This window comes from Verruconatronum alginivorum, from assembly GCF_056590205.1.
Genome location: NZ_JBWPVQ010000001.1, coordinates 2751376 through 2777584, shown reverse-complemented (window position 1 = coordinate 2777584; position 26209 = coordinate 2751376). Strand labels below are relative to the sequence as shown.

The 26209-nt window shown below is 59.1% G+C and carries 15 protein-coding genes and 1 tRNA gene; 12 read left to right on the top strand and 4 right to left on the bottom strand.

Annotated features, from left to right (window positions below):
* The first annotated feature begins 74 nt into the window (after positions 1-74).
* Entirely contained in the window at positions 75-1994 is a 1920-nt protein-coding gene (locus ACWUI2_RS09915) for a DUF4914 family protein (protein ID WP_486982697.1), read from the top strand.
* Between the two features lie 67 nt (positions 1995-2061).
* Here the strand turns inward: ACWUI2_RS09915 and ACWUI2_RS09910 are convergent, their stop codons facing one another.
* Together ACWUI2_RS09910 and ACWUI2_RS09905 are read right to left on the bottom strand one after the other, a co-directional pair.
* Complete coding sequence (locus ACWUI2_RS09910) at positions 2062-2562, bottom strand: response regulator (protein WP_486982696.1); 501 nt, start codon at positions 2560-2562, stop codon at positions 2062-2064.
* Entirely contained in the window at positions 2559-4850 is a 2292-nt protein-coding gene (locus ACWUI2_RS09905; RefSeq protein ID WP_486982695.1) for a PAS domain-containing sensor histidine kinase, read from the bottom strand. The genes ACWUI2_RS09910 and ACWUI2_RS09905 overlap by 4 nt, the downstream gene beginning before the upstream one ends.
* Positions 4851-5156: 306 nt before the next feature.
* Between ACWUI2_RS09905 and ACWUI2_RS09900 the strand changes: the two genes are divergently transcribed.
* The 6 genes from ACWUI2_RS09900 (at position 5157) to arsJ (ending at position 9473) form a co-directional block, all read left to right on the top strand.
* Positions 5157-5654, top strand: a complete 498-nt coding sequence (locus tag ACWUI2_RS09900; protein ID WP_486982694.1) for a hypothetical protein — start codon at positions 5157-5159, stop codon at positions 5652-5654.
* Between the two features lie 40 nt (positions 5655-5694).
* Positions 5695-6258: a hypothetical protein gene (locus ACWUI2_RS09895; RefSeq protein WP_486982693.1), complete on the top strand. Its 564-nt coding sequence runs from the start codon at positions 5695-5697 to the stop codon at positions 6256-6258.
* A gap of 109 nt (positions 6259-6367) precedes the next feature.
* Positions 6368-6455: transfer RNA gene (locus ACWUI2_RS09890), tRNA-Ser, on the top strand.
* A gap of 290 nt (positions 6456-6745) precedes the next feature.
* On the top strand, positions 6746-7126 hold the full coding sequence (locus tag ACWUI2_RS09885) for an ArsR/SmtB family transcription factor (RefSeq protein WP_486982692.1): 381 nt from the start codon (positions 6746-6748) through the stop codon (positions 7124-7126).
* 76 nt (positions 7127-7202) lie between these two features.
* Positions 7203-8207 carry an ArsJ-associated glyceraldehyde-3-phosphate dehydrogenase gene (locus ACWUI2_RS09880; RefSeq protein ID WP_486982691.1) on the top strand — a complete coding sequence of 335 codons (1005 nt, stop codon included), beginning with the start codon at positions 7203-7205 and terminating at the stop codon, positions 8205-8207.
* A 9-nt stretch (positions 8208-8216) separates the two neighbouring features.
* Complete coding sequence (arsJ, locus tag ACWUI2_RS09875) at positions 8217-9473, top strand: organoarsenical effux MFS transporter ArsJ (protein WP_486982690.1); 1257 nt, start codon at positions 8217-8219, stop codon at positions 9471-9473.
* 114 nt (positions 9474-9587) lie between these two features.
* On the opposite strand, the gene ACWUI2_RS09870 is transcribed toward arsJ, so the two are convergent.
* Positions 9588-9926: a PEP-CTERM sorting domain-containing protein gene (locus tag ACWUI2_RS09870; RefSeq protein WP_486982689.1), complete on the bottom strand. Its 339-nt coding sequence runs from the start codon at positions 9924-9926 to the stop codon at positions 9588-9590.
* Between the two features lie 109 nt (positions 9927-10035).
* Here ACWUI2_RS09870 and ACWUI2_RS09865 point away from each other — a divergent pair, with 109 nt between their 5' ends.
* Positions 10036-18639, top strand: coding sequence for a choice-of-anchor D domain-containing protein (locus ACWUI2_RS09865; RefSeq protein ID WP_486982688.1), 8604 nt, complete (start codon positions 10036-10038; stop codon positions 18637-18639).
* Between the two features lie 48 nt (positions 18640-18687).
* On the opposite strand, the gene ACWUI2_RS09860 is transcribed toward ACWUI2_RS09865, so the two are convergent.
* Positions 18688-20994, bottom strand: coding sequence for a sodium:solute symporter family protein (locus ACWUI2_RS09860; RefSeq protein ID WP_486982687.1), 2307 nt, complete (start codon positions 20992-20994; stop codon positions 18688-18690).
* A 270-nt stretch (positions 20995-21264) separates the two neighbouring features.
* Between ACWUI2_RS09860 and ACWUI2_RS09855 the strand changes: the two genes are divergently transcribed.
* From ACWUI2_RS09855 to ACWUI2_RS09840, 4 genes are all read left to right on the top strand, one after another.
* The gene (locus tag ACWUI2_RS09855; RefSeq protein ID WP_486982686.1) at positions 21265-23106 is read left to right on the top strand and encodes a C45 family autoproteolytic acyltransferase/hydrolase; all 1842 of its coding nucleotides are present in this window, start codon (positions 21265-21267) and stop codon (positions 23104-23106) included.
* Between the two features lie 2 nt (positions 23107-23108).
* A complete protein-coding gene (locus ACWUI2_RS09850; protein ID WP_486982685.1) occupies positions 23109-24836 on the top strand; it encodes an alpha/beta hydrolase family protein in 1728 nt (575 codons plus the stop codon).
* Positions 24823-25080: a hypothetical protein gene (locus tag ACWUI2_RS09845; protein WP_486982684.1), complete on the top strand. Its 258-nt coding sequence runs from the start codon at positions 24823-24825 to the stop codon at positions 25078-25080. Before ACWUI2_RS09850 ends, ACWUI2_RS09845 begins: the two co-directional genes overlap by 14 nt.
* A gap of 249 nt (positions 25081-25329) precedes the next feature.
* Complete coding sequence (locus ACWUI2_RS09840) at positions 25330-26139, top strand: GxxExxY protein (RefSeq protein ID WP_486982683.1); 810 nt, start codon at positions 25330-25332, stop codon at positions 26137-26139.
* Positions 26140-26209 lie beyond the last annotated feature (70 nt).

The following is a 26209-nucleotide window of genomic DNA, read 5'->3' as shown; positions in this document are numbered from 1 at the left end:
AAGATCAATTTCCGCATGGTTTTCTCAAAATCGGCGCAGCATCCCTTCGTCGGATCTGTTAGATTTTCGCCGTTATGAATAATTCCGAACTCAAGAACGAATCCGTCGCGAAGAAGCTTCCTTACAAGGTGCCGGCCGAAGTGGCCGAAGTCCTCGCCGCTTGCCCGAATTTTCTCACGGCCAACAGCAAGGACGACCTGATCGAACTCGCGGTACGGGACGCCAACGAACTCGGCTTCCACGAAGTCGCCTACGATGTCCCCGGCAAAGGCCGGGTCGTGGAGGCCACCGTGTGCCGGGTCAGCAACGGGATCGCCGCCAACTACCTCGAGCCGTATATGCGGCGGCGCGATCCGGACTGCATGTTCATCGGAGACGATCAGCCGACCAATAAACCGACCTACCAAAAGACCTTCAACGCCGATTTCGACGAGGTCCGTCAAGCGACTTTCGATTGGCTGAAAACCCAGGAACTGGCGGTTTTCCCGTTCATCGCCGGCATGCCGGGCAAAGGGATGGACGCCATCGTGGTCGCTCCCTCCAACGCCGGATTCTTCGCCCTCGGTCTCGCGATGCTGCAAGGAATCCTCGCCCAGGACGAAGTCCCGGAAGGATTCTCCCCGAAAGCGGTCATCTATGTCGCGCCGCCGTTCCGCCACACCCACTTCAAGGGCAAACAGGTCGTCGTCCACAACCGCCGGAGCCAATTGCACGAACTTTTCAGCTACAACCTCTATCCCGGACCGAGCGCCAAGAAAGGGATTTACGGGGTGCTGCTGAATCTGGGTGAAAGCGAAAATTGGCTCACCATGCACTGCTCCACCGTGCAAGTGGTGACCCCCTACGACAACAAAGTGGTCATCTCCCACGAAGGTGCCAGCGGCGGGGGCAAGAGCGAGATGCTCGAACAGGCCCACCGCGAACGCGACGCCCGTCTCCTTCTCGGGAAGAACATTATCACCGGGGAAGCCCGCTACGCCACCTTGCCACGGAGTTGCGAACTCCGCCCGGTGACGGATGACATGGCCCTTTGCCATCCTTCCCTCAACAAGGGCCGCGGCAAACTCTCCCTGATGGACGCTGAAAACGCCTGGTTCGTCCGGGTGAACCACATCACCCATTATGGAATCGATCCGGCCCTGGAGGAGATGACCATCCATCCGAAAAAGCCGCTCCTTTTCCTCAGCATCCAGGCCAAACCCGACAGCACCGCCTTGATCTGGGAACACATCGAAGACGCTCCCGGGCAACGTTGCCCGAATCCCCGGGTGGTTGTGCCACGCTCCATCGTCCCCGGCATCGTCAATGGCCCGGTCGACGTCGATGTGCGGAGCTTCGGCGTGCGGACTCCGCCCTGCACCCGGGAAAATCCGACCTACGGGATCATCGGACTTCTCCACGTGCTCCCGCCGGCCTTGGCCTGGCTCTGGCGCTTGACCGCTCCCCGCGGCCATGCCAATCCGAGCATCGTCCAGACCGAGGGAATGTCGTCCGAAGGGGTCGGCTCCTACTGGCCGTTCGCCACCGGCCGCCGGGTCGACCAGGCCAACCTTTTGCTCACCCAGATTCTGGATACACCCGAGGTGAAATACATCCTCACTCCGAATCAACACATCGGAGCCTGGGCCGTGAGCTTTATGCCGCAATGGATCGCCCGCGAATTCATCGCCCGCCGCGGCAGCGCCCGGTTCAACAGAAGCCAGACCACTCCCGCCCGTTGTCCGCTACTCGGCTACGCCTTGAAGCCGATCACGATCGAAGGACGGGTCATCGGCCCGTGGTTCCTCGAAGTCGACAAACAGCCGGAGGTCGGCGAAGCCGCCTACGACGCCGGCGCGGAAATCCTGAACGACTTCTTCCACCAGGAACTCCGCCAGTTCCTCGATGACGATCTCCATCCGCTCGGAAAGAAGATCATCGAGGCCTGCCTGAACGGCGCGACCCTCTCCGACTACGAGGCCCTCATCGAAGGAGATACCCTCTCGGAGGATTGATCTTCCGATACCGGTAGAGAATCAAACCAGCAAGAGCCGCATCCACAAAAGGTGCGGCTCTTTTTTGTTATTCCGAGACTCGTTCGTCGAGCGCAGCCGCGGAAGCGCTCTCGACAGGTGAGGGCCGGAAAAAGCGGGATTCCGCGAACACTCCCGGATCCGAAGTTTCCGCCCACTTGGCCACCACATCCGCCAACTCGCACAAATCCTCCAGGGCCACCGGTTTCACCAAATACCAATCCGCCCCCTGTTGATAGGTGCGCGCGATATCCCCGGAACTCTGCGAGGAAGTAAATACCGCCACCCGCAAGTCATGCAAAAAGGGTTGCCGCCCCACCCAGTCGAGCACCGCGAAACCGTCTTTCCGAGGCATCTTCAAGTCTAGGAGCAACAGGTGGGGAGAGACTTCCCCCTCGAGCTCCAGATCGGCCAAAAAGCCGATCGCCTCCTCGCCGTCGTTCAAAATGATCAGGTCGACCCGATCGGCACACGTGGACGAAAAGGCCCGCCGCAGCAGGAACTGATCGTCTTCGTTATCATCCACACTCAGAATCAAAGGCTTGCTCATAATTTCTCATTCACGGGAAACTCCACCACGAACCGGGTGCCGTGCATCACCTTCGGATCGATCTCCACGCCACCCCCCATTCGCTCCATCGATTTTTTCACAATGGCCAAACCGACACCCGTTCCGGGATAAGTCAGTTCGTCGCGGTGCAACCGCTGAAAAACGTTAAAGACCGCATCCCGGTGATCGGAGCTGATTCCAATCCCGTTGTCCTGGATGGCAATCCGAATCCGTCCGGCGGACCGCTCGGCCGCGATCTCGATCCGAGGCGCCACCCCGGGAGCGACGAACTTCAACGCATTCCCCAGCAAATTCGTAAAAACTTGCTCCAGTAACGTCCGATGCCCCCTCACCGTCGGTAGCGGAGCGACTTCGATCCGAGCCCCCTTGCTTTCGATTTCCGGCGCCAGGTCACTCCGGACATCGCCCACGAGATCGTTCAAATCCACCGGCTCCCATTCAAGTTCCAGATGGCTCAACTTCGCGTATTCGAGCAGATCGTTGATCAAATCGTCCATCCGCGAGGTCGCCTGGAGGACCCGGCGCGACACCATTTGCCCTTCTTCATCGAAACAATGGCCGTAATCTTCGGTGAGAACCCGGGTGTATCCATAAATGGCCCGCAACGGCGCACGCAGATCATGGGCGATCGTATAACAAACGCCCTCGAGGGATTCCACGCTTTCCTTCAAATGCAGGGTCCGTTTCGCCACCAACTGTTCGAGTTTTTCCTCCGCCCGCTTTTGCGTCTCGATATCGAAACAACCGCCGATGAATCCCTGAAAAGTCTCGTCCGGTCCGAACCGCGGCACCCCTCGATCGAGCACCCATCGATATTCGCCGGTATGATGCCGCATCCGATATTCCATTTCAAACGGTCGCCGCGCTTCAAAAGCCGAAGCGAGCACCTTCGCACAACGCTCGTAATCGTCGGGATGCAGGTTTTCCATCCAACCCGCCCCCAGCTCCTTCACCATCGGACGTCCCACGAAATCGAGCCAGCCTTTATTAAAATAGTTGCACATCCCGTCCGGTCCGGCCACCCAGATCAACACCGGCGACGCATCGGCCATGGTGCGGAATCGCTCCTCGCTCTCCCGTAACTTTTCTTCAGCCGCCTTCCGGTCGCTGATGTCGGCCCGGATCGCGACAAATTGCGTCGGGCGCCCCCGATCATCGAGGTAAGGAACGATTGTGGTGTCGACCCAATAAAACGTCCCGTCTTTGGCCCGGTTCTTCAATTCCCCCTTCCAAACGTTGCCGGCGCGGATCGTCCGCCACAACTCCCGGATGAATTCCTTCGAATGATGCCCGGAATTGATGATCCGGTGGTCCTTGCCAATCAACTCCTCCCGTGAATATTTCGAAATGGCGCAGAACTTGTCGTTGACGTATGTGATCTTCCCCTGCGGATCCGTCACCGCCACAATGGCATGCTCGTCGAGCGCCGTCCGCAAATCGTCGAGCTCGCGGATCGTCCGCCTCGCCTCCTCTTCCGCCCGCTTCCGCCAGGTGATGTCTCGGGTGAAACAGCGGGTATGGACGAACTTGCCGTTCTCATACAACGTATTCGAGGTGATCAACACATGTTTGATCGACCCGTCCTTGCACCGCAGTCGCGCCTCTTGACCGTCGACCGGTTCCCCGCGCTTCAAGCGCGCCAGGATGTCGGAAATCACCGGAGCATCGACATGGAAATCGGCGATCGACCGCCCGATGTATTCGTCCGACGAATACCCAAGCATTTCCAACTCCGCCCGGTTCGCCTTTAAAATCCGTCCGTCGCCGCCAACCCAATGCAATCCTACCCCGCCGTTCTCAAAAAAGTCGGCCAACAACTCCTCTCTCCGCCGCAGCTCCCGTTCCACTCTCTTCCGCCCGGTGATGTCCCGCGCGATCTTCGAAGCCCCCACGACCTGTCCACCGGCATCTTTCACCGGCGAAATGGTCAACGAGACCTCCACCGTCGATCCATCTTTGCGGACCCGGACCGTCTCGAACGGTTCAACCCGCTCGCCGGCCCGCACCTTGGTCAAAATCCGGTCTTCCTCGCCCAGACGTTCCTCCGGAATGATGACGGTGATCGATCGCCCGATCATCTCCTCGGCGGCATAGCCGAAAATCCGCTCCGCCGCCCGGTTCCAACTGGTAACGCCCCCCCTCAGGTCTTTGCTGATGATCGCATCGTTCGACGAATCGACAATCGCCGCCAATAAATCCGCGCTCGACGGCGCGCCCGGCGAGAACGCCGCGGCGTCGCGGCCAGTTGATTGCGTTTCTACCCCCATGATCAAAAGAAAAACACCCTAATTCCTCGACGCCCTCAACTGACGCCATCGAAAATCTCTAACGATATTTAGGCGAAACGCAACCCCTTGTCTCAGGAAGTCCCGGATGCCCGCTTACGGTTTTTGCCGGAGTCTGAGCGCCCCCGCAGCGAGGATGATGGCCTTTCCATTCCCGGCCTTTGGCATTTTGCGAGACCCCTCCCTCCCCACCATGCAGATCGCAACCCCGGCACCCCACCCCTTTGGGTAAAGGCGGCGCGGCGGCCCCCCTGATTCCTTTGGTATAACTCCTGCTCGACCTCCAATATGAAAACCATTGGAAAATTAACAGCCATCCTCACCGTCGCCGCGGCCGGATGGATCTTCCCAGCCCCCACCCTTCTCGGGCAACCCGAATCCGAGCGTCGATCCCAGCCTTCATCGGAGCGTGAAGCGAATCCGCCGGTGCCTCAGCGGCATTACCAACAACAGATGGGTCTCGTTCAGGCCCCCGATCAAATCCAGCTCCAACTCGAACAAGCGATGATCAACGCCGGGATCTCCGGCGACCAGGCCCGTGAAATCGCGGAAAAGGCAACCCCGGACCTTGCCCGCCCCAACCAGGATCCGGAAGAACTCCAATCCAGGATTGAGGAAATCCTGACCGAAGCCGGAATCGATGCTGAAAAGGCCCGGGAAGATTCCGAAAAACTCGCCGAACGGTTCACGTATTTGCTGAACCCGGAACTCGAACGGAAATTCCTCGAACCGCCCGCGTCCCGGGAAGGAAACGAGCGGGAAGACCGACGGCAATCACCGGATTGAGCTTGCGCCCGGCCGGCGGTTGGCGGACAACCACCGGTGAATGCACCGCTCGACCTCCACCGCTTCGACCACCGACCGACCGCGCCGGCCGAGCCGGGCTAACGATTTGCTTAAAATCGCCGTCATCGGTGCGTGGCTGGTGGCACTCCCCGCCGCGTTCAGTCAATTCATTTGGACTGATCCGGGAAACCAACCTTGGCCGCCCGGCGAGGAAATCATCTTCAACCTCGTTTGGAACTGGGAGGACGAAGATTGGTTTTACGTCGAAAGCCCGGCGAGCGCATCCGGTTCGATGACAGTGACCATGCAAAAGATCGAAACGGCTCCCGAGTGGGAATTTTCCGCTCTCCCCGCCTTCGACTTCTGGACTCTGGACGAACCGGCGGCTTGGAACGCGTTATGGGAGGACGAGAATTTGCTCCTTTTCACTCTCGCTCTTTTGATATGGCTGGAAGGATCCGGTTTCGAATTGGCCTCTGGCCACGCCACCCCGTCGCCGACCGTCCCCGAACCGACCAGCTTCGCCTTCGGCGCCGGATTACTCGCACTGGCCACGGCGATGCTGCTCAGACGTAGACGGACAAACTACGTTTCGCTCACGTAAATCGGCCCCGCAAGGTCCAAACGCCGAACTTGACCTTTCGGTTGCGGTCCGTTTCTTTACGTCCATCGATTGAATGGGGGCCAGCCAGACGCATGGCCTTCGCCGTCGTGGAAGGGTGGCAGAGTGGTCGATTGCGGCGGTCTTGAAAACCGCTGAGCCGCAAGGTTCCGGGGGTTCGAATCCCTCCCCTTCCGCCAGTTTCAAGGCTCTGCCGCGAAAAATGCGGGAAGAGGGAGGAGATGAGAACCTCGGTTCGACGGAGCGCAGCGCAGATGGGGCGGCCGCAGGTCGGTCCGCAGGACTTCGCGGAGCGAACCCAATCCCTCCCCTTCCGCCATTCGGCTCGAAACACGAACTTTCGTTATACGGCCAAACGTGGGCCATTTTCCGTAACCAAGCTGCTTCAATGGCGATGTTCCGACCCAGGATTTCGACCAACATCAAATATGCAATTGACAGAATATTTGATTCATCGAATTTTCGCGGCATGAAATTCGTTAAGGTCTACCAGTGCTTATGCGATGAGACGCGATTGCGGATCTTGAATCTACTCCTGGCCGGGCCGATGTGTGTCTGTCATTTCAGCGAAGTGCTGGATGTTCCGCAGCCTAAGGTTTCGCGACATTTGAAGGCCCTGCGGGAAGCCGGGGCGCTGGAAACCGAGCGCTGCTACAACTGGACGATCTGCCGCCTGCCGGAGACGCCGGGGACCTTGCTGGAAACCAATTTGAAATGCCTCCAGGATTTACGCACCGAAGATCCGGTTTTTGGGAAAGATTTGAAAAAACGCGAGGCCCTGATGAAGCGGTTGACGGCGAAAGCCGATGAAATGCCGAAGGCGATGCGCTGTCTGATCGAAGGCTGTTAACCCGACCGATTCAATGATGGGAGCTCTGAAAATGCACGATTCTGAGATGTGCGGAAGAAGGCGAAAAATTTAGGTGATGAAAATCGGAATCAATGGTTTTGGGAGAATGGGTCGTTTGGCCTTACGAGCCGGGTGGAAGCGGCCGGATATCGAGTTTGTCCATATCAATGAACCGAATACGGACGTTGTTGGAATGGCCCACTTGCTTGAGTTCGACTCGGTTCACGGGCGTTGGGACGTGCCGGTGAAAACCCGGAACGAGAGCCTGGAGATCGCCGAAAAGGCGGTCGGCGTTTCCCGTTCCAAGATTCCGGGCGACGTCCCCTGGAAGGAGGCGGGAGTCGATCTCGTCCTGGAGTGCTCCGGGAAATTCCGCACGCGCGAAACACTCGATCCGTATTTCGGGGCCGGTGTGAAGAAAGTCATCGTCGCCGCGCCGGTCAAAGAAGGCGCACTGAACATCGTCTTCGGCATCAATGATCATGATTATGATCCGGCCCGGCACGACCTGTTGACCGCGGCCTCCTGCACCACGAATTGCCTCGCCCCGGTCGTGAAGGTCATCCGCGACGGCCTCGGGATCCGACACGGCGTGATCACGACAATCCACGACATGACGAACACCCAGACGATTATCGACGCCCCCCACAAGGACCTTAGGCGGGCGCGGGCGGCGAGTCTTTCCCTCATCCCGACCACCACCGGGTCCGCGACGGCCATCACGATGATCTACCCGGAACTGAAGGGAAAACTCAATGGCCTGGCGGTGAGGGTTCCGTTGCTGAACGCCTCCCTGACCGATTGTGTGTTCGAGGTGGAGCGACCGACCACCATCGAGGAGGTGAACGGGCTGCTGAAACAAGCGGCGGAAGGAGAACTGCAAGGAATTCTTGGATACGAGGAGCGCCCGCTGGTGTCGGTCGATTTCAAGGGCGACCCTCGCTCGGCGATCATCGACACCCTCTCCACCATGGTCATCGACGGCACCCAGGTAAAAATCCTCGCCTGGTACGACAACGAATGGGGGTATGTGAACCGGATGGTGGAGCTGGCTGCGAAGGTCGCAAAACTGGAGCCTTAATTCAGGCGCATGTCCGCAATTCGAAACTACGCCCTCGTCACCGCCGCTTATTGGGGGTTTACCCTCACCGACGGGGCCTTGCGCATGCTGGTGCTCCTGCACTTTCACCAGTTGGGATACACTCCCCTGCAGCTGGCTTTTCTGTTCTTGCTTTACGAATTTTTCGGGATCGTCACCAATCTTTTCGGGGGATGGGTCGGTGCGAGGCTCGGACTGAAGGTCACGCTGTTCGCCGGACTGGCGCTGCAGATTTTCGCTCTCGGAATGCTGGCGATGCTCGATCCGGGCTGGACGATGGCGGTTTCGGTCGCCTACGTCATGGCGGCTCAGTCGCTCTCCGGCATCGCCAAAGACCTGACGAAAATGAGCTCCAAGAGCGCCATCAAAACGGTGGTGCCGGAGGAAGCGCAGGGGACGTTGTTCAAATGGGTGGCGCTCCTGACGGGATCAAAAAACGCGCTCAAGGGAATCGGTTTTTTTCTCGGTGGTCTCCTGCTGACCACGGTCGGATTCGCCGGAGCGCTTTGGATAATGGCCGGGGGTTTGCTGCTGGTGTTACTGCTCGCGGTGCTCTCCTTGCCGCGGGAGATCGGCAGAGCGAAAACTAAGCACAAATTCGCCTCCGTTTTTTCCCACTCGCGGGAGATCAATATCCTCTCCGCGGCGCGATTTTTTCTTTTCTCGTCCCGGGACGCCTGGTTTGTGGTCGGGCTTCCGATCTTCCTGACCACCACCCTCGGCTGGGGATTCGCCCAGACGGGCGGCTACATGGCTTTATGGGTGATCGGTTACGGGATCGTGCAGTCGTTCGCGCCGCGCATCGTGGGCCGGGAGTTGGCTGGGCACCCCGGCTTCGGCAACCAGGCGATGCAATGGGCGTTGTTTCTCCTACCGATTCCGGCGGTCATCGCCATCGCGTTGGCCGCCGGATTTTTCCCAGCTCCGGCGGTCCTGGGCGGGTTGGTGCTCTTTGGTATCGTCTTTGCCGTCAACTCGTCGCTGCACTCCTACCTGATCGTCTCCTATGCGGAAGGCGACCGGGTGGCGATGAATGTCGGCTTCTACTACATGGCCAATGCGGGCGGGCGACTGGCGGGCACCGTACTATCCGGGCTTGTTTTCCAATGGTACGGCCTGATCGGGTGCCTTTGGGTCGCGACCATCCTCATTTTTGCCTCCAGCCTCCTCGCGTCGCTCCTGCCGAAAACACCGCCCGCCCGCGAGTCCCGCGCGACAGAAGAGGCTCAAAATCTGGCCGAAGGCTAAAGTCCTCTTTGGCGGACGAGGCGCCCGCGAATCAGCGGCCTTCGCATCGGGTCAAGTCGGCCAAAATCCTCGCCGTTCATGCCGGTTACAAAGCGACGCATTGGTCCAGCCGCCCTAACGCTGAAAATGACGCCGACGGCGGAGAAGGCCCAAACCAAAAGTGCAAACCGCCGCGATCAAAGCGAACGCGGACGGTTCCGGGATCGCGGTGAAATTCGCTTCCACGCCATACATCGCCTCAACGGGCAAAACAAGCTCCTCAAGGATTTCCACCGTGAGGATTCCCGCGAGGGAATCGAAATGGATACCGAAGTAATTCAAATAAAGCGGATCTCCACTCATTCCTTCCGGATTCCCGATGAATCCGTTGACCAAGCTCAGCCCATTCAGCGGAGTGTGTTGAGAAAACAGGTTGGTGAATACCAACCTGACGGATCCTGGCGCGAGTATCATCGGTTCGTTGACCTGGTTGCCCTCCGCCAAAAATAAATTAAAGCTATTTTTACAACTTTCGGGGAATAGACAGGCCGTCGTCGCTTCTGCTGTAATGGGAGGAAATCCCATGAAAACATCTCTCCCTCTCCTTCCTCGCTTGTTTCCCCTGTTGTCCTTTCTCTTCCTCGCTCCCGCAGGCAGCTCGTCCATCGAAGCGAACGAGCCCCCTCACCACAACGTCACATGGAGCGGCAGCAGCATCGACCACAACTGGGGCAATCCGCTTCGCTGGAGCGGTCTCCCGGGCGGTTACGACTACCCCAATAACGACGCCGGCGGCCTGTTCAACGTTACCATATCCAATAGCGGCACCCAGAACGTGCCTGGAGATTCCGGTCAGGGCGTGACGATTCGACGCCTGATCCACGAGGGGGGCCTTTTACGACTCGACCATGATCTCACTTTGACTGACGGAGGTTCCTTCCGCTTCGGAGCCAATCTCACCGGTCCCGGCTCCCTGACGTTGGAGCAGGGGGAGTCCATCTGGGAGTGGGGTGAATTCAGTGGCGCGGGTGCCTTCGTCATATCCGAGGGAGCCACCTTCGGCATCCAGGATTGGTTCAGCGGAAATCGCTCGTTGAACCGCCCGATGATCAACCATGGCACGATTCACGCGGGAGGAAGGGTCACCATGGGCGCGGGGCTTTTGACCAATGCCGCGGGAGCGACCTTCACCTCCCATGACTGGGCCGGCTCATGGCACAGCATCCTGAACGAGGGAACATTGGACAAACTCGGCGCGGCGGAGACGCACTTGAATATTTTAGGCCAAGGTTCTTTTACCAATAGAGGGGTGGTAAACATCTATGAAGGGACGTTGCGAGTAAGCGCCGGCCCTCAAGGCACCCCCGACGGCTCATGGAACGTGGCGCCAGGCGCGACCCTCCGGTTCAATGGCGGCATCCACCCGCTCGGCGATTCGAGCCTGATCGGTGCGGGCAAGATCGAGAGCGACAACGGCACGCAAATCACGACCTCCGGCCCGCTCGAAATCGGCCACCTTCAGGTCCAGGCGAGCAACGTAACGTTGAACAACCCCGCGCCGGAGGCTCCGCGTCAAATGAAAGCGGACAACTTCACCATGAGCGGGGGAACCGTCACAGTGAATTCCCAGTTGCAGGTGGGCGGCCTCACCTGGTCGGTCGGCACATTGGCGGGCGCGGGCGAAATCGTCATTCCCGCGGAAGGCGTTGCCACGATCAGTCCCGCAAGCAATCCCAAGACTCTGAGCGGAACGGTGCGAAGCGGCGGCTCCACCACCTGGTCCACCGCCCAAAATCTCTCGAACGGCATCTCCGGCAACGGACATTTCATCAATGAGGAAACGGGAGCGTTTGAAGCACAGGTTCTCAATCTGCCGACGGGTCCGATTTCTTTCGCGCCTCGTTTCACCAACCATGGTTTCTTCTCGAAGACCGAGAGCGGAGTCGCCCTGTTCTCCGGTGAGTTCAACAATCACGGCACCATCCATCACAACCAGGGGACGCTGGCCTTATCAGGCGGCGGTGCTCTCGGAGGAACGATTTCGATCGAAGCCCCGGATTTCGAACTACGCTCAGGAATCTACACAGCCCAGGATGACTTGCTCATCACCGCAGGGGCGAATGACTCCGGCTGGCTGGTCCTCGCGCCCACGATCGGAGTGAATCATGCGACACTCGTGATCGGGTCCGACGCAGAACAAACTGTAACCGTTCCGCAAATACGGCTGCGCGCGGGCACGATCAAAGGCCCCGGCACCCTTCAGATTTCAAACCAAGCCACGTGGAATGAGACGTTGGTCGACGCGGGCGCTCGACTGCTGGTGGCCAAGGAGGCCTCGCTCGATCTTCTCACCAGCAACAACGCCAAACGTCTCACGGGAGACCTGACCAACCAGGGTGAAGTAACGTGGACGACAATCGGAGGAACCGGAGCGGCCGCGAACGTTGTCGGAACAGGTCATGTCACCAACGAGACGGACGGGAGTTTTAGTATTCAAACGGCAACGACGTTCGCGCCTCGTTTCACCAACCACGGATCGATCGTGAAAGTCAGCGCGGGGACGACGACCTTTCGCCATCCGCAATTCGCCAGCACCGGATCCATTCAAGTCGATCAAGGCATCCTCGCCTTCAATCCCGAGATTGCAATCAACGGAGCGGAGTCAACGTTCGGCGGGCGTTTGCATCTGGCGACCGGGAGCGAAATTCACCTGAAGGGTTCCGGGCATTTCCCGGGCATCTACCGACTCGGGGCCGATCTGGAGGTTACCGGAATCAACGATGGCCCGGCAGGAAGCATCCTGCTGGCTCCAGTGATTGGTCAGGACGCGGCCACCTTGTATGTGGGGACCGAAGTGGGAGACGAAATCAGCCTCCCGAGAATCGGCCTCCGCTCCCAGACCCTCCAAGGTCCCGGCACCCTGAAGCTGACCGAAGCAGCCGATTGGCATGAGACCCACATCAGCGCCGCCGCGCGAGTGGTCGTCGACGAGGGCGCCATCCTCACCCTCGTCACCAGCAACAACGCAAAATCACTCGCGGGCACCCTGACGAATCATGGCAGGGTGATTTGGGTCCCCACCGGAGGCTTTGATTTCGCCCGCAACATCAACGGAGCGGGCCATTTTATAAATCAAGCCGGCGGGGTCTTCGAGGCACTGGCGGCAAATACGTTCTCACCCAATTTCACCAACGCCGGGACGTTCGTTCGCTCCGGCACGGGTTCTTCCGTTTTCAATGGGCTGTTTACCAATGAAGGCACCGTGCAGGTGAAATCGGGCACCCTGACCCTGGCCAACGCCGGATCCAAAATCGAAGGCGAGTTATCAAGCAAATGGATGGTGGGCGATCCGGAGCATCCGACCGTGGCAGCGATCCTCAATCTCCCCTCCGGCTCCAATATCACCTCCATCGCCTCTGGAGGAGAAATCACCTTGGCTGGAGTGAACGCCGGTTTTTCCGCGGCCAACGGTCTCACCCTGAACAATGGCGATCTCCGGCTGCTGGCTGGCAGCAACTTCACCCGAAACACCTTCACGAACGTCGGGCAGCTTCGCGTCGAAGGCGGAATCTTTCATTCGGAAAACTTTATCAATAGTGGCACGATCTCGGGTTTCGGATCCTTCCCTCATGCGATCAGCAACTCCGGCACAATCACCGCGGACGGACCCGCCGGCCTGACTCTTGAGGGCGGGCTCAACGGCGCGTCCGGCGAACTCCTCATTTCCGACGACTCGAACGCCGCCGTCGGAGCCACATCTTCGACGGGTGGCTTGCACCTCGCGGGCGGCGAGCTCACTCTCGGCAGCCACGCGATCACGGTCCACACCGATTACACAAACACCGCGTTCGGCAGCGGCAACGACTTCAACCCCCGCGCCGGCGTCACCGGCAGCGGGGAAATCCTGGCTCCCGCCGGCATAACCCAAATCCTCCAGGGCGCGGGAATTTCGAACGGGGATACGGCCACGCCGATCCTCGATTTTGGAGCCTTCCGCACCGGCGGAGAAAGCCAGACAACCTTCACGATCTCCCACGATGGTCCAGGGACAACGGTTCTGCGAGGCGCAGTGAAAACCACCGGCGTCAACAACTCTTCGATCTCGGTTCATGCGGTGGATTGGGTAGCACATCCGGGAGGAGAATCGGAACCGGTTACAGTGAGCTTCGAAAGCCAAACCGTAGGCGAATTGCAGGGACAATCCATCTCGATCATCAACAATTTCGACAATGTCGCCGATCAGACCTTGTCGCTGACGGCGCGGATTTTCCGGCCGGCCCAGCCGGAAATACTGACGCCATCGGTGGTGGACTTCGGAATCGTCCGATTGGGAGACGCAATACCCGTGGCCCCTCTTTCGATTCACAATTCCGCTCCCGCCGACGGTTTCTCCGAGCGACTCACGGTATTGCCAGATACCACGGGCGATGTCTCGCTCACCGGGTCGATTTCTTTGCTCGGACCGGATCAGACGAGTTCACTGGATCTTCAGGCCGCCCTCGATATTTCCGAACCGGGACCCAGAACCGGGTCGATCCTGCTGGCCTTCCAGACCGACGGGCGGGGAAATCCGGAGGGATTGTTGCCGCCTACCAGCGGCCTCGAACCGGCCTCGCTGGACGTCACCGCCGAAGTGAGTCTGACGGCAACCGTCCATCACTGGGCGGCTCCGCAGTTATCACTCGAGCAAGGCGATGTCGGGTTTTATCACGATGAATCTTTGGAAATGTGGATCATCGATTTTGGCATCGTTCCCCACCAGGCACCTCCCCAATGGATCTTTCTCGAACTCGGCAACGAGATGAAAGATCCGGACTACCAGGATCGCTTGCGGGTGGAATTCGTAGGGACGGTATCCGGTAAGTTCGGACTCGATCCGATTCAAGCGCTTCCCATCGAAGGAATCGCGCCAGGGGGCCACACCGGTTTCATCGGCGGCCTTCAAACGAGCGAGACCGGCACGTTTTTCCAGACCTTCACAATCAATCTTGCTTCAGTCAACGAGGCGGGATCGACGGAGATGTCTCCACTTCACATCGGCATGCGCGCTCGCGTGGTCAAGGTGGGCGAACCGGTAGTTTGGGGCAGCAAGTGGTTTGACGCAAGGGCGTTTCGCCGACCGATCACGGAGATCGTCGCGGGGGGTCACCACAATCTCGCGCGGACCGTGGACGGGAAGCTGGTCGCCTGGGGTCGAAACAACCACGGCCAAAGCCGAGTGCCTCCAACTCTCGGTGAAGTCCGAGCCGTCGCCGCCAACGATCTGCACACGATCGCGCTCCGAACAGACGGGACCTTGCTTTCCTGGGGCCATCCGCATGCCGCGCATTCGGCCCTGCAAAATCTGACCCGCGTCACGGCGGTCGCGGCGGGTTCGCGAGGAATTGTCGCATTGCGGGATAACGGACGTGTTACCATTGCCGAGACAGGAGGAGCTTTCGGCGAATCCTTTGGAATCTCTGATGTGACCGCCGTGGCGGTCGGCAAAGACTTCTTCTTCGGCCTTGATCGAAATGGAGTGGCATTCCGATGGATCGGGCATCATCCATTTGACCATGTCGCCACGGAGGCGGTGTCGATCGCGGCGGGTGATCATCATTATGTGATTCTCAAACAGGACGGGACGGTGGTGACGGTGGGCGATGCGCCGATCGAGGAAGACTATGGCCAATTCCTGGTACCGGTTGGCCTCAACGACGTAATCCAGATCGCGGCCGGCGCGCACCACACGCTTGCCCTCACCGCAGATGGCACCGTGGTCGGATGGGGAATGAACGATGCCGGACAGGCATCCGTTCCCGAGGACCTGGGGGAAGTGATCGCCATTGCCGCCGGCCGACATCATAGTTTGGCTTTAACCGCGACGGGGCAGCTGATCGCTTGGGGAGACAATCAGTGGGGGCAGTCGCTTATGCCCCACCAGATGACCGGGCTGATGCAAATCGAAGCGGGTTTCGCGTACACCACCTTCCTCGGACAAGGAGGCAGCCACGCGACTTTCGGTTGTCCCGAAGGAGGTACGGCGGTGGAACCGCCGCCGCTCCCCGATGACCTCGTTCAAATCTCTTCCGGCTCCCATCACACCATTGGACTCCGAAGAGATGGTACGGTCGTCGTGTGGCAGGATTTTGACGCCCCCTTCCTGCCGAACCAAAAACCATATCTGCAGGTCCCTTTAGGGCTTCGGGATGTCGCGGCGGTTTCCGCGGGCTATGTGCATAATCTTGCCTTGAAGAATGACGGCACCGTGATCGCGTGGGGGCTCGACAACGATGGCCAGGCCACGGTGCCGCCTGAAGCCGCCAGCGGTATAATAGCGATTTCCGCCGGTGCCTTCCACAATGTGGTCCTCAGATCCGACGGGACGATTTTCAGCTGGGGTTGGGAGCAAGAGTCGGGAGGCCCGGTTGGGCATGGAGTCACCAAGGTATCGGCCGGAATTAATCATTCGGTCGTCCTGCAATCGTCCGGCACGGCCTGGGCCTGGGGCGATCCCAGCAATGCCAAGACCAATGGCCCCGGCAATGGAAATCTAGTCGATGTCCAAGCCGGGGGAACATTCAGCCTTCTGAGAAAAGCGGATGGCTCCTATCAGGTCTGGGGCTTTGGACCGCCCGCCTTCCTGCCGGACAATCTCCAAGAAAGCTTTGGAACCACCGTCGGATACGACTTTGCCGCCACATTAGTCGAAGCCAAACCCGCACCGGCAGCCCCCATGATCACGGCCACCCAAACAGACGGCGCGCTCTATTTCGACCGCGACTTCGGCAAATGGGTGCTGGATTTTGGAATCGTGCCGGTCGGCGACGATTCGCGGGCTGCGACTCTTTGGCTGACGAACCTACCCTCCCCCGCGCCCGCCCAGGAGCACCTGCTGGCTTTGATCGACAGCTCCGGACTCTCGCGTTTCGTCTTCGACGGACCATCCACGTCGCCGGAAGACGGACTAACGGCCGGGGAGGCGGTGGAATTCGTAGTGAGCCTGCCGACGACCTCCGACGCCGGGTTGATTGAAGAGACGCTCCAGATCTCCGCCTTCTCCCTCGAGCAGTCGCCCATGGGTCTGCCGGTCGCCGCCCCGCTCCCAATGGTGCAAGTGGTGATGCGCGCACGGGTGCTGTCATCCGGACAACCGGTGATCTGGGGGACAACCCGATTCGATTCCCGCGACTTTCAGAAGCCGCTGGTTTCGGTCACCGCCGGCGCTCGACATAACCTCGGAATCAACACCGACGGAACGCTCGTCGCCTGGGGCAACAATAGTCACAGTCAAATCCAGCCACCTCAAAATCTGGGAACCATCATTGCCGCGGCCGGCGGGGAGGAACACTCGATCCTGCTTCGGTCGGATGGATCGGTGGTGACCATAGGACAATTCTCAGCCGCCAGGCCCGATCTTGCCGCGACTCTTTCTAACATCAAGGCCGTCGCGGCCGGTCCCGCGTCCTCCGCGGTTGTCAGAACGAATGGCACGATAGCACTCTGGGGCACCTTTGGCTCCATAATTGAAGCCGAAGGAGTCACGGGAGCGCATGCGGTGGCTCTCACCCAACACCGTATCGCGGTGTTGCGCCAGGACGGCTCATTCGGGACGAATTCGCTACCGCCCACCTCTTCCAGTTGGGGTTGGACTGAACCGGGATTGATCTCCGCCATCGATGCGGGAGATCAATTTTATTTGCTTCTAACTCCCACCGGGGGAGTCTTTACCATCGTCTACGATGGAAATCCAATGATAACACCTGTGGACGTGGGCACCGGCGTCAGTGCCATTGCCGCCGGGGCCAACCACTGCCTCGCTCTCAAGGCCGATGGCACAGTGGTGGCCTGGGGGGATAATTCGCACGGCCAATGCAATGTCCCCGCCGATCTGGCCGATGTCATCGCCATCGCCGCGGGAAAACGGCATAGCGTGGCGATCAAAAGCGACGGTGCCGTGGTGACTTGGGGGGCGAATGAAACCGGTGAGACATTGACCCCCGATCAATTGCACGATGTGGCCCTGATCTCAGCCGGAACGCACCAACACGTCCTGGTCCGGTCCGACGGCACCGTCTTGAGCTGGGGACCCGTCAGCGATTTCACTCCTCCCGACCTCAACGATGTCGTCGGCGCCGCTTCGGGTCATACACATGGGGTGGTCTTGCGGAAAGACGGAACCGTCACCGCGTGGGGCTATGGCTTTCTTGGTCAAGTCCAGCCTCCGTTCGATCTCCGGGGCGTCACCGCACTCAGCAGCGGCGCCCATCACACCCTGGCACTGAAAAACAGCGGTGAGATCATCGCATGGGGATCGAACAGCCACGGCCAAAGCCAAGTCCCTCAGCATCCGCTTTCGGCCACCGCCGTCGCCGCCGCCGCATACCATTCCGTCGCTCGTTTTGATACCGACTCGTTTTTTGGCTGGGGCGACAATTCCAACGGCCAAATCCCCTACCTTCCACAAGGCTCCACGCCGTCCATCATTCAGATTGCCACAGGATCCACCCACACCGCCGCCTTGCGCGCCAATGGAACCGTGACCGTCTGGCCTCCATCCCACGGGCCCGCCCCACACTTGAATCACGATTTCGTCGAAATCGCCCTCGGAAATGGTTACAGCTTCGGAAGAAAGAGCGACGGCTCCGTCATCGGCTGGGGGTCCTCGATCGATCCACGAATGTTCCTCCCGGCGGAGTTGCGTGATGTTATTGCATTATCCAGTAAAGACTCGGTCAACATCGCCCTCATCCCACCCGTCGATTCCGGCAACCAATCGCCCTATCAAACCTGGGCCGGCTTTCACGGTCTCACCGGCGAAGACGCAGCGCCCTTGGCCAACCCGGCTCGTGATGGTTTGGCGAATCTTCTCAAATTCGCCTTCAATCTCGACCCGAAGAAATCCGATGCGGCTCCCATCCACCCGCATTTGCTCGAAGGACCCCACCCGAAGCTCTTCGGCGCTCCCCGCGTCGAGCTCGTCGGTGATCGACTTCGCATCTACTTCATACGTCCGATAGGAGGAAACGGAGTGACGGTCGCGCCGTTGTTCACCGGCACCCTCGCCGTTCCCACGCACCAATGGACTCCGCCGCAATCGGTCGTGGTCCTCGACGCGGCTGGAGACTACGAGCTTTGCTACGCCGACGACCCTTCCGAGGGTGCGACCAGCGCCAGATTCGGACGGGTGGTCGTCACGGTCCCCTGATCCACCGGACAGCCGTTCAATCCACCGGATTTCGATGCCGCGGCGACCTCACTCGCCCCGCGGCTTTTTGCCCGCCACGCTTAGTTCGTCACCATCTTCACCGGGGCGCTTCTTCTTCCCGTCCACCAGACCTTTTTCCTCGAAGACGACCAAATCGTCGGCGTTCATGTGACCGATCACCCGGCCGTCGTCGAGAATGTTGGTTTCCTTGGTTTGAAGGCGCTTGAACATCCGGTAGAGATCGATTGTTCCCCCGATGCTGAACCAGACCGTGGATACGAGACCGATGATGGCGGTCACCACGATGTTGGAGATGAAGAACCAGTTCACCCAATAGTTGTCCGGCCACGGGCTGATCATATTCCACAACACGATTACCAGCCACGATCCGAACGCCCAACCGAGCGTGTAAATCAACACCGATATCGAGAGGATCCGGTCGCCCCGGGTGAATTGCTGGTCGATTCCCGAGAGAGTCTTGAAGATCGCTTTCGGACTGCGGAAACCGGGAGGCGAGATCGGACGTTTTTCCTTTTGCTCGTCGTTGACCGCGTATTCGCCGCGGTGCAACATCCGATCCATATTGAAATCCTCCTTACAAGTCAGCAACGACAGGCCGACGTAGGCCAAAATGGCGGTGATCATCGTCAGGAAGTAAATTTCCTGTCCGTTCATGAAGAACCGGTCCCCCGTGACCCGCCACAGGATGATCGGCTCCATCGGTCGCGAAATCATCTCCACCGTATTGCTGATGAAGACGAGCAAATCCGGATGTTTTTCCAAGGCCGGGTAAATCTTGCCGGCCCAATAATTCATCATGACGAAACCGATCAGCGCCAAGCTCGAACCGGTGATCATCGCCCCCCAAGCACCGGCTGCGGTTCCCTTTTTCCAATACAAACCTCCGATGATACAGGAACCGGCCCCGCCGAGATAAATACTCCCGGTGAGCGCAAAAAACATGAGAATGTAAGTGACTTGTCCGAAATACAAACTGAAGAAAAAGGCATAAACCGCCACTAATGTTATGATTAGTCGCAAAAGCCATAAATGCTGCCGGGGAGAGAATGATTTCTTCCGACATGGCAGGACGATATCTTGCACCACGATCGACCCCCAGGAGTGAAGATAGGTCGAGTCGGTGCTGATCATCAGAAAGATCATCACGGCGCAAAAGGCCCCGAGCACCCCGATCGGCAGGATTTCCCGCAGCGCCATCGGCACCCGCATCTGCTTGTAAATGGTGTTGTAAACTTGGTTGGCCGCCGGATCCTCCTCGGCCACCCGGGCCTGCCAGAGGGCAAGGATCTCGGAATCGAAACGGTTCTCGGCCGCCCCCTCCGGAGCATAGGACCGGGCCGTGTCTTCCAAGGCCATCCAGGAGAGCTGTTCGTGGGTCACGGCCGCCCGGTCGGCGAAATTAGCGTGATTGAAATAGGTGTAGGCCGCCACCGCGAGGATGATCACCATCAGCCCGGAGAATCCCGCCCGCCAGGTCCCGAGGATCCGCCCCATCTTCTGTTCGTGGGCGCTCTTGGCCGCCGCATTGTATCCCTGCGTCCCCGACCAAGACATCGTCCCGTAGATCGAGGAAAAGATGCCGACGAAAACGAAGAAGAGGTTGAAGTCCCGCAGGTTGTAGGTATCGAACGGATTGAGCATCGAGTAACCCGGCTCGCGGTCGAGGAGCGCCGGAGTCATTTCATACCACCACGAGAATCCGAAAAAGATCGCAATCACCACCGCCAGATACATCGGATAGCTCAGGATCCCCATGATGCAGTCGGATGTCATGATGGTCAGCTGGCCGCCGAGGGTGGTGATGACGACCGCAATGGTCAAAAACACCACCATCAGCACCGCGAAGGTCGGCCACTCGAAACCGAAGACGGAGATGTGGAGGGGCAAATCGAGGAAATAGACCAAAAACCGGGCGCCGACCGCAGGAAATAGGCCGTAGTTGATGATTCCGGAAAGCGACTGAAGCGAACCGGCGAAAATCCGGAACCGCTTGCTGTAACGAATCTCATAAAACTGTCCCATCGTCATCGCGCGCGTTTCGCGGTAGCGATAGGTCAGAAATCCGGTGAGGGTGAAGACCAACGCGATCGGCGTCACCAAGGTGGTCCAGAATCCGATCGCGAACCCGGAGGCGTAATACCGCTCGAAAATCGCGACCACCGAGATCAACCCCATCGCCGCCTCCCCCGACGAAACGGCGACCACATATCGGCCGGCCACCCGCCTCGCGGCGAGAAAATCCGCGACCCCGGTGACATAACGCCGGGTATACATCGAAATTGCGGCGACCATCAGCATCGGCACGCAAACTATTAACCAGTCGATCGTATGCATTATCAGTGGATTCTGTTTCACCTCCCACCGCCCGATTCCAATCGCGCCGACGGGATTGGAGCGGATGCCAACAGAAAACCGCCGACCACGCCACCAAAAATTTGTAGGAACAAATTTCCCCTCCCGACCTCCCTCCCCGTCCGAGCCCGCCCCTTCGCCTCTTCATTCGGCTCCCCGAGTGGCATCCCATCCCAACTGCATCACTCCGTAAGTTTCCCTTCTATCTTTTGAGTTCGCTTTCCCCCCACATCGTCCCTAAAGCAAACGCCCATGAAACTCTTCGCTTCCTTTCTCGGTCTCGTCCTGCTGTCCCCTTTCTTCCTTTCCGCCCAGCCCGCCAATGATATGGAGCGCTTCTCCAGCCATTGGAACCGGATCATCCAATCGGTCCAATCCGAGGAGGTCACCGTCCGGTTGCTCGAGGCGAAGGGACTGCCCGACGAGCTCCTCGGCCTCGAGATCAATCTGCTTCTCGGCGACCATGGGTCCCTCCGCCTGAAAGGAACGTGGCGCGAAAACCGGTTCGAACTCGCCCGGCAAGGAGACGAACTTTGGATCTACCTCCCGGAAAAGGAATTCGGCGTGCGGGGCAAAAACTCCGTCCCACCGTTCGCGGCCGACCCCGATTACCTTCGCCAGATCCGTCTCGACTCCCTGCTCCGCCTGCCAGCCACCCCCGCCCAAATCCAACTGCTGCCGCTTCTTTTCAATGTTTCCTCCTCCGGCGGTGAAGACGGGGGCGAGGCTTTTGCCGTTTCCTCCACCGAGTTCACCCGCTCTCTCCTCGGGATCACCGGAGTGAACACCCGCTGGTCGTTCCCCGCATCGGGAACCTTCCCTCTGGAGACGTCCCTGAGCTACGGCGGCGTCGAGCTCCGCCTCGCGCTGGACGCACGTCCCCCCGAGCCGGAATCCGCTCCTTTCGACCTCGGCCCGGAACGCGAAGCGCACGTCACCGATGTCGCGTTGAGCCATCTCGTTGATTTCATCCGCGTCGCGTCCGACCGCCTGCGCAACCGCGGCCGGGAATTCGTCCGTCGCGAAATAGTGCTGGCCACCCACGGCAAAGGGCGATTATCGAAACGCGACGGCGTGCTGGTCCTCTATCTCGAAGGCTCCCCCGAAGAAATGGGCGAGCAACATGGGGTCCTCCTCCGCGAACAGGTCCGCCACGTCATGGACACCGTCCTCTATGGAGTCGGCGTCGGCAGCAGCTTCATCCGCGGCAGTTGGTTCTTCGGCGACATCGAGGAAGCCCAGGCCCGCCTGCTCCCCCACATGAATCCCGCCTACTTACGGGAAATGGATGCGTTGGCCGCCGCCGGCGGTTTCCACCGCGAAGAGGTCCGGTTGGCCAATTTCTTCCCCGAACTCTTCCATTGCAGCGGGTTCGCCATGTTCGACGAAGCTACCGCCGACGGCATGCTTTACCACGGCCGCATCCTAGACTACATTTCCGGACTCGGACTGGAGGAACAGGCGGTTCTGATGGTGGTTAATCCAGATGATGGATACAGCTGGCTCAACGTCGGCTACGCCGGTTTCACCGGGACCGTCACCGCCATGAACGAAAAGGGAGTCGCCATCGGAGAGATGGGCGGCGCCGGCTGGGGCGATTGGGACGGAAAACCGATGGCCCAGTTAATGCGCGAGGTGATGGAGCGGGCCGCGACCGTCGAGGAGGGTATCGCCATCTTCGCGAACAATCCCCGCACCTGCGAATACTACTACGTCTTGTCCCAGGCCAACCCAAACCACGCCGTCGGTATCTATGCCACCCCGGAAAAGCTCGAATTGGTCCTTCCGGGCGAAGCGCATCCCCTCCTCCCCCGCCCACTCCCGTCCACCGTGATGTTGTCATCCGGAAACCGGTACACCAATCTCGTCGACCGGGTCGAAAGCGGATTTGGCCGGATCGGCCCCAGCGAGGCATGGGAGCTGATGGCCCGCCCGGTCGCGATGAACAGCAACATCCAAACCGCACTTTTCCGCCCGGAGACCCTCGATCTCTGGATTGCCAACGCCGACCACCGAAACGTCGCCTCCGCCCGCGAACCGGCCCGATTCAACCTCCGTGGTTTGCTGGCCGAATTCCAAACCGAGAAAAACTGATCATGCTCCGCCGAACCCGCAACCTCCTCGTCCTCCTCCTCCTCGCCACCGTGTCCGCTCGCCTTTTCGGCGCGCCCGAATTACCCGCCGCTGACCACGATCAAATCCACCACGACATTTCCGGCGCAACCGGCGACTTCATCGCCATGATGACCCGGATGCCCGACGTCGACGGGATCTCTCGCTTCGCCGTCGAGTTCCCCTCCCCCGTGGTTTCGGATTACCCCGAAAACAACCGCGTCATCGGCGAAGTTTTCCTTCCGGCCGCCGGAGCGCAACGCGGCGCCCCTCTCGTCCTCCTCCATATCCTCAACGGCAACTTCACCTTGGAACGACTCGTCGCCCTCGAAATGGCCCAGGCCGGCGTCCCGTCGTTTTGGTTCAAACTTCCCTTCTACGGCGATCGCCGACCGCAAAGTTTCTCCTCTTCCCGACCGATCGACCCGGTCCAATTGATGCAACTCATCGATCAGGGCAGCGTCGATTTTCGGCGGGCCTGTGACTTCATGGCCCTTTGGCAAACGGATCCCTCCGGCACCGTCAATGTCGCCGGCATCAGCATGGGGGGAATCCTCTCCTTTTATTTCGCATCGATCGAACCCCGGATCGGAAAAATCAGCTCGATCATGGCCGGCGGCGACCTCTGGGGAATCATCCAAACCGCCAACGAAACCCGGCAACTCCGCGACACCTTCACCACCCTCGACGCCGATACCCAGCGATTGGTCCGCCAGGAATTGAGCCGCCGCGATCCACTCGAAGTGGCCCCCCGACTCCGCCCCAAAGCCGAAGCCGGAAAGATCCTGATGATCAACGCCGCCGAAGACGAAGTGATCCCACGGATACACGCCGAACAATTAGGCGACGCCCTCGGCATCCGTGAAGAAATTGTCTGGATGGAAGGGGTCGGCCATTACTCCATGGCGGCCCGCCTCGGGGAGATCATCGACCTTCTCGCCGAGTTTCTCACCCACCCATCGGCTGATCCGGTTTCGCCCGCCCCGACCGCGACACCCGCCGCCGACGAACCCGATTCAGTGATCCTCACGCGCTTCCTCGTCCACGCCGGCCAACTGATCAGCCCTTCCGCCGCGATCCGGGAGGCCCAGGTCCTCGACCTGAAATTCAGCTGGCAGCCGGAAAACGGCGCCGCCCGATCCGGTTCCCTTCAATGGAAACGCGCCGGCGACGCCCGCCATGCCCTCCACTTTCGCTCGCCGGAATGGGGCAGCTTCGCCTTTGGACAATCGGAACAACCATGGGTGTTCCTCGAACCCCTCAATACCCTCCTTCTCGGAGAAGAAGCCGTCGATGGCTCCCCCCTTATCGGCGACGCGGGAAACAGCCTCCGACTCAAACTGCAATTATTTTCCAACCTCCTCCAATACGGCCTCCGCGTGCCCGGCCTCCTCGAAGAATTCGGCTCCCTTGAAAGCGACCGCACCGCCGACCAAACCCGGATCACCTACAATCTAAAACGCCGCCCGATCCAAATCACCCTCGATTACGAGCCTGCGACCCAACGATACACCGGCTGCGTGATCAAGATCGACAACGACATCCTCACCATCGACATCGCTACCATGAAAACCGAGACCGCCGCCCGTCCCTCTCATTTCGCGCCACCCCCTGCCCGCGAAACCCTCCCCGTCACCTCCCTTTACCTCCGCCACACCCTCGCCCTCCTCCTCCAAATCGCGGACGACAAAATCACCTTTGGAAGAATGTGATACACACCACTTCCCGCCGAAGCGCGACCGCAATAACTCGAACAAAATCATTCTCCGCAAAATCGCCACCAATGATTCTATCCTGAAACACTCCCACAGGACAAAATCATGGGTGGCAAAATCATTGCCGCGTCCAGACCTGTTTGAAAATGATTCTGCCAACCATGATTCTGTCCAGAAACAGCCCTCCACCGCCTTCCCACGCTCAGGACAAATCATTCCCGGCAAAATCCTTGCCGCGTAAAAATGATTCTGCCAACCATAATTCTGTCCAAGAACACCCTCCACCCCCTTCCCCTCTCGGGACAAAATCATTGCCACGTCCAGACCGTTTAAAAAATGATTCTGCCACCCATGATTCTGTCCGAAAACACCCGCCCTCAGCCTACTCCCCGCTCCGACAAATTTGCCCCGACAAAATCATTGCTGATCAGGCTAAGGGCGAATAATTTTTCCAACAAAACATTCTATTACTAACCCCGACCCTCGAAAAATGCCCCTTAAATCTACCCCTGCGATCCGTCGCATTCAGCAAGATACTTTTCATCAGATCGACCGCGAAGTCATGCGGCACGCGTTCGACATCCACAATAAACTCGGCCGGTTTTGCGACGAATTGATCTATCGCAATGCCATGAGCGACCGATGTGAAAAAAGTGGTCTGGAGGTTCAACGGGAAGTTCCGCTCCTTGCCACATTCCGCGATTTCACGAAATCTTATTACATCGACCTTCTCATCGAATCCGGAGCTCTCTATGAGCTCAAGGCCTGTCACAGGTTTTCGCCAAACCATCAGAAACAAGCAATCCATTACTTGATTCTCGCCGGCCTCCATCACGGCAAGCTCATCAACTTTCATCCGGAATCCGTCGAATACCGATTCGTCTCAACCCAAGTCGATCTCTCCAACCGAGCCCCGCTTCAGCTCAATCTTGATAATTGGAACGGATTCGATCGTCCCAGCCAGGCATTTCTCGATGTCGTGTCCTACATCATCCGTCACTGGGGGACGTTCCTCGACATTAGTTTGTACATGGAAGCGGCCTTCCACTTCCTATCCCCGCAAGGAACACGAATCGCCCCAGTTGAGATCGAGTTTGAAGGCACCCGCCTCGGAACCCAGGAAATGCCCCTGCTTGACGATGAAACCACTTGGCGCATAACCTCCTTCCAGCGACCGACGAGTCACCAAAGGCATTTTCGTCGCCTCCTGACCCACACCGGGCTCAGAAGGGTCCATTGGGTCAACATCCAATCGAACATCGTCGCCTTCGAAACAATCGAAAGACAAAACCTCCACTGATCGGCGGGGTTCCACCGAAGAGTTCAAATTGACAAAACGATCAGCCGGGAAAACCATGGCTGTCCATTCA